This is a genomic window from Armatimonas sp., from assembly GCF_043760365.1.
Classification (GTDB): domain Bacteria; phylum Armatimonadota; class Armatimonadia; order Armatimonadales; family Armatimonadaceae; genus Armatimonas.
Window position 1 is genome coordinate 1 of sequence record NZ_JAYUPA010000311.1, and the last position, 5,370, is coordinate 5,370.

At 56.5% G+C, this 5,370-nt stretch carries 6 protein-coding genes; 1 reads left to right on the forward strand and 5 read right to left on the reverse strand.

Features of this window, described 5'->3' with window-relative positions; all coding sequences use genetic code 11:
• The 5 genes from ACH2EH_RS07475 to ACH2EH_RS07495 form a co-directional block, all read right to left on the reverse strand.
• On the reverse strand, positions 1-873 hold an 873-nt coding region (locus ACH2EH_RS07475; protein WP_395140400.1), incomplete at its 3' end, for a hypothetical protein.
• A gap of 59 nt (positions 874-932) precedes the next feature.
• Positions 933-1,688 (reverse strand): hypothetical protein, encoded by a 756-nt coding sequence (locus tag ACH2EH_RS07480; protein WP_395140402.1) that lies wholly within the window; start codon positions 1,686-1,688, stop codon positions 933-935.
• Positions 1,685-2,113: a hypothetical protein gene (locus ACH2EH_RS07485; RefSeq protein ID WP_395140404.1), complete on the reverse strand. Its 429-nt coding sequence runs from the start codon at positions 2,111-2,113 to the stop codon at positions 1,685-1,687. Before ACH2EH_RS07485 ends, ACH2EH_RS07480 begins: the two co-directional genes overlap by 4 nt.
• 255 nt (positions 2,114-2,368) lie before the next feature.
• Positions 2,369-3,346: a GHMP kinase gene (locus ACH2EH_RS07490; RefSeq protein WP_394794825.1), complete on the reverse strand. Its 978-nt coding sequence runs from the start codon at positions 3,344-3,346 to the stop codon at positions 2,369-2,371.
• Positions 3,343-4,278 carry a sugar phosphate nucleotidyltransferase gene (locus tag ACH2EH_RS07495; protein ID WP_395140406.1) on the reverse strand — a complete coding sequence of 312 codons (936 nt, stop codon included), beginning with the start codon at positions 4,276-4,278 and terminating at the stop codon, positions 3,343-3,345. Before ACH2EH_RS07495 ends, ACH2EH_RS07490 begins: the two co-directional genes overlap by 4 nt.
• A 253-nt stretch (positions 4,279-4,531) precedes the next feature.
• Between ACH2EH_RS07495 and ACH2EH_RS07500 the strand changes: the two genes are divergently transcribed.
• Positions 4,532-5,370: redoxin family protein (locus ACH2EH_RS07500; RefSeq protein ID WP_395140407.1), on the forward strand; the 839-nt coding region annotated here is incomplete at its 3' end.

A 5,370-nucleotide genomic window follows, 5' to 3' on the forward strand; every position in this document is an offset into this window, starting at 1 on the left:
GATCAGTGCCGAACTTGGGATGGTGTAGTAGGATTGCCCGTTGCAGGTGAAGGAGTCTCGAACCACCAGCGTGGCACTATTGGTGATCACCGTCTGGGCATTCATATTCATGCTCCCCTCAATAAAGACAAACCCACTGCCCGTAATTGTGAGGGTTTTCTTTCCTGTGAGGGAGACATCGCCAGTGATGTAGGCGGGGGCGACGATGCTAGCCGGCAGTGAGTTTGCGGAGTAGGTGCGCCCTGCCGACTGCGACTGGGTGCGCCAGTCGGCCTCCCAGTCCTGAATCTGGGTCTCCTCCGGGAAGTTGATCTCGGCATAGTTAGGCTGGTTGGGGTAATATCCCATTCCCGCAATCGTCCCTACCGCAAAGAATGTCCCATCAATAGAGGAGCTCCCTCCTTGGGTAATATAGCCGTTGGTTCGGGCGTCGGCGTTATGGGCATTGAGGGGTGTCGTCTGAATACTGGAGCTTCCCCCAAACCCAATGTAGGCCTTGGCCAGCAGCGCGTAGCGGGAAAGGGAGACGGCATCCCCCGAGATAAACTCCGCGAGCCCGACAACCTGGGCCGACCTCCCAGTGGGAGACGTGCCGGTTGCCGTGATCAGTCGTTTGGAGTCGTTGAGTGCGCTGATCGTGTAGCTGAAGCTTCCTGCCGAGGTGGTATTGACACCTGGATCCTCATAGAGGCTACCACTCCCTCCACTGGCGTTCCAGTTAGCGGCGAGCGTGGACATCGCGTGCTCAATTCCTGCCTCAGCTACCAGTGTCGAAGAGGTTCGCTGAAGGCTGCGTCTCACTAAGCTGAGCTGGGTGGAGGCAGCGTACATCAGGGCTCCCAGAATCATGATGCTAGCAATAACCGAAGTCATGGCAGCACCTGTTGCAAAACCTCGTTTTTTCAAGCTGTTCTTTTTCACGATGCTGCTCCTTAGTTCCGGTAGTTACGCAATCGGGCGCTGCCTTGTGCTGTGGTGGTGCGTTCAGCGCGTGCGCCTCTACTACTCTGCTGAATGGTAAAAGTAACTTCCGTTACGGGTGCACTTGCGGAGAAGGTCTGGGGAATATAGAAGACCTGCACCAGATCATTGGCCGTGACAGTATCGGTGAGGGTGACGACAGAATTGACAACAGTCGTCGCCTTTAGCGTCCCATTGACATAGGCCTTCACCGACGCGGCTACGGGTAGAGTGGCCAGGGTGTAGGTAGTTGAGCTCCCTGTCACGGTAGCGGTAAAGGCCTGACGGCAATTATAGGTAAAAGTAATATCAGTGACACTGCGCCCGATCGTGAAGAGAGTGCGTTGTGGGCGAGCCGTGCCGCCCGAAGCGACAATCGTCTCACGGATCTCCTGGTTCGCCGCATCGTAGGTGAAGATGATCGTGTCATCCTGCCCGGTAATAAAATAGCTGCTATTGCCAGCATTGAAGGCGGGTGCAGCCACTACCAAAGTGGTCGGCCCCGTACTGTAGATAGTATTACCCACCGTCGCAGAGGCCAGTACCCGGCTGGCATTGCGCAGGTGCAGCTGCATCTCACTCGTCGCCAAGCGCACTGAGTTATCCTGTGCCATGTCTGTAGCACCATTTATGCTCGTTGCAACAACCGCATCTGTCAAGTTAATAGACATCATGATGACCATTACACCAATGATCGCACCAAACATAGTTTCAAGAAGAGATTTCACTTGGCAACTCCATCCGAAGAGAAAAGAGTAGTAAATTTTTGTGCTAGATTTCGCTTCGCTGGCACGGAGTACCAGCTCACAGTCACTACTACCTGATGGGCACGTGTGTTGAACGAACTCACATGGGCGGAAATGCTCGCATTGGAGAGGGCACTCAGCTGCGGCACAGCTCCCAAAATCGTCGCGTCCTGATACGTGCCATCAGCAAGCGCCGCTTTTTTGAAACTTCGGATATTTTCAACAACCTGACGAGCAGCCAACCCAACGTTCTGAAACTCACGGGATCGCCTCCCTGACTGTAGCCCCATCACCATAGTACTAATGATCACTCCAAAGACAAGGGTCAACAGAAACATACCAATGATCGCATCTACAATCATTAAGCCACCTTGTTTTTTTCGTAATTTTCTTGATTTTTCCATCACACACTCAGTTTCGGCACACAATGGATAATACATTTAGTGTGCACAGCAAAAACTAGTAATTCATGAAGGCTTTGTTGCATATCCTAGATATGTTATATATAAAACGAGTATTCTTCTTGGTAATTTTAATATGAGGGGCAAGCCAAAGATAAACAACAGCTCTGCCCACCAAGATTGCCCAGCTTCAGGAACGGTCACCAGAGCGCCACCGTCGGACTCATCGTGGCCGACAACCTCTGGCGCTACTTCCCTAGGCTAGCGCCGGGCGTTGAGGATCACTTTGGTACCGTCGCGCTCCAGCCCAATGGGAAGCTCCCTAAGGCTGGAGAGGGCTTGTCGGACATGCGCCTGGCGGTCGGGCGTGCAGAAGAGAAGCAGAAAGCCCCCGCCGCCCGCGCCCGCCACCTTACCGCCAATCGCCCCCGCATCCAGCGCCGCTTCATAGTAGGCATTGATGGACGAGTTGGAGATGGTAGTCGCGAGCAGTTTTTTATGCCGCCAGCCGGCATCCATCACCCGACCGATCCGGTTAAGGTTGCCGTCAATGAGCGCATTGTAAATCTCGTCGGCCTGCGCTTTCATCTTATCAAGTGTCAGAAGCTTCTCGGCGATATTATCTTTTTGTTCCAGCAGAATCTTGTCGGCATTGCGCGTGATTCCGGTGTAGAAAAGCATCAACGACTCACTGAAACGGCGCTTCTGCTCCTCAGGCATGGGCACCCAGCTCACGGCGACAGTCTCGTCGGAGTGGAAGTCAATGCGCCGCAGGCCACCGTAGGCCGCGATGTACTGGTCTTGCTTGCCGATGGGCTTGCCCAGGATCTCGATCTCGATCTCGCACGCCTCGCGCGCTAGCTGGCCCGGGGTGACAAGCTGGCCTTTAAAGGTGTAGAGCGCATGGAGCAACCCCACGGTCACCGACGACGACGAGCCGAGACCGGAGCCTTCCGAGGGAATGTCGGCCATGGTGGCGATCTCGATGCCGTAGTGAACGCCCACTTTTTTCATCGCCTCACGTACCAACTGGTGCTCGATCTCGTCCACACTCTCCACCAGCTCCGTGCGGGAGTAACCAATGCGGATGTTCTTATCGAAGCGGTCTTTGATGATCACGTAGATGTACTTATCAATGGCCGTGGAAACGACGCAGCCTCCCTCGCGTTTGTAGTAGTCTGGAAAGTCGGTTCCCCCGCCCGCAAACGAAATTCTCAGTGGTGTCTGTACAATAATCATAAAACGCGCTCGCCCTCTCCAATCACCGCGCCGGGTGGCAGAACCACGCCCGGCCCAATCACAACGCCCCGCCCCAGAATGGCTCGCCTGAGCTGAGCACCCACGCCAAGCTGACAGCCCTCCCAGAGAATACTCTCGGTTAGCTGCACCTCGCTTGCAATTTTACACTCCGCCCCAATCACATTTCGGCCCATGAGCTGCGCCTCCGGGGCAACCTGCGCCGTGGGTGCCAGAAGCAGCGTTTGCTCCCCGAGCAAGTCCCAGTTGGCCTGGCGGTAGTTCTCCGGCGTGCCCGTGTCGCGTAGATAGCCGCCCAAGGGCAGTGCGAAAAGCCGACTGGGGAAGCGCGCGAGTAGCGCCGGGAAGAGATCGCGGCCAAAGTCGCAGACCAGGCCTTCGGGGATAAATGCCAGCACCTCCGGCTCCAAAATATAGACGCCCGCATTGGCGGTGTTCGTAAAGACTTCGGCGGCGGGTGGCTTTTCCTGAAAGCGTGTCACCCTACCGTGCGCATCGGTGATTACCAGGCCACACGCGCTCGGGTTGGGTGTCTCGAAAGTCGCAATCGTCACCAGCGCGTTTTTCGCCCGGTGAAATGCCAGCAGCGGTGCCAGCTCAAAGTCATAGAGATTGTCACCGTAGAGCACGGCAAACGTGGTGTCCAAAAAGCCCGCGAGCTTCTTCACGCCGCCCGCCGTTCCCAGAAGTGTAGGCTCGTCGGAATAGGTCAGGGCCGTGCCAAAGTGGGCGCGGATCACCTCAGGCTTGTGGTAGAGATTCACCGCGAGCTGCTCCACACCCTGGCGACGCAGTAGCTCCACCGTCCGCACCAGCAGCGGCGTGTTGGCGACCGGCACCATTGGCTTTGGCAGGGTCAGAGTCAGGGGGCGCAGGCGCGTGCCCTCCCCGGCGGCAAGAATCATGGCTTTCATGGCGAGTTATCCCTGGTAACCATACCAGGCAATTCCATTTTCGGCAGGGGGAGGGCTTTGCCTGTAGAATATTTCTCAGACGACCGCTTCCATGAACGAGAGCGTCTTATTGTCCTCGCAAGCTCCGACACGAAGGCCCTCCGGGCCATGCCGAGTTAACTCGGTTATGGGCGGAACGCCCTTTGTGTCCGAGGCACGAGGACAATAAGACGCCCCGGTTTATCGGGGCGAGTCCTCAGGAGAAACGAAACCTATGCCCGTGCCCCTTTTTGTGGCTCCCGCCCTGATCGCGGCAGCCCCGTTTTTTTATGATGAGAAAGCGGTTGCCCTCTTTTCGGAGATCGCCGCCAAGGGCAAGTCCCTCAAGAGCTTCTCGGCGGAGATGACCATGACCGTCACGGGGCCACAGCCGCAGAAGCGCTCGGGTAAGCTGCTCTTCAAAGCCCCCGGCCTAGGCCGCGTCGAGCTAACACCGGACAAGGGTGAGGGAGTCTTGATGATCATGGACGGCAAGGCATCCTACGATATCACGGGAAAAAAGTACACCAAAGGCCCCGTAGACAGCGAGACGGTCTGGCCATTTCTGACAGGAATCCCCGGCACCGACCCCAAGAAGTTCACGTTTGTTGGAGTGGAAAAAATTGGGGAGACGAGCTTTGAGGTGCTGGAGCTAAAAGAGACGGAACGGACTCTTCGTGTCTATGTCAGCCCGGAGAAGATGATCCAGCGCTTCGTGGCGTCCTCGGAGGCGGGCGGACAGAAATTCGGGCAGGAGATTACTCTAGCAAATGTTCAGTTCGACCTAGAGATTGCCGCCGAGAACTTCACGCTCCCCACCGGGCTTGAGGAAGTGAAGCCGCCCGGCAGTAGCGGAATGGCGAGCCTGGAGGCCAAGCTGCTGAAAGTGGGCGCGAAGGCTCCGGCGTTCAACCTTGCCACTCCCACAGGCGGCAAGCTCTCGCTGGCACAGGCGCTCAAGGGCAAGAAAGCCGTGCTAATTAACTTCTGGTTCTTCAACTGCGGCCCCTGCCGCGCCGAGCACCCGGAGCTGCAAAAACTCTACGCGAGCCTCAAAACCAAGGGTTTTGGGCT

Coding starts and splice junctions, on each gene's coding strand:
- ACH2EH_RS07495 (WP_395140406.1), bottom strand. CDS start 4,278: ATGAAAGCCATGATTCTTGCCGCCGGGGAGGGCACGCGCCTGCGCCCC.
- ACH2EH_RS07490 (WP_394794825.1), bottom strand. CDS start 3,346: ATGATTATTGTACAGACACCACTGAGAATTTCGTTTGCGGGCGGGGGA.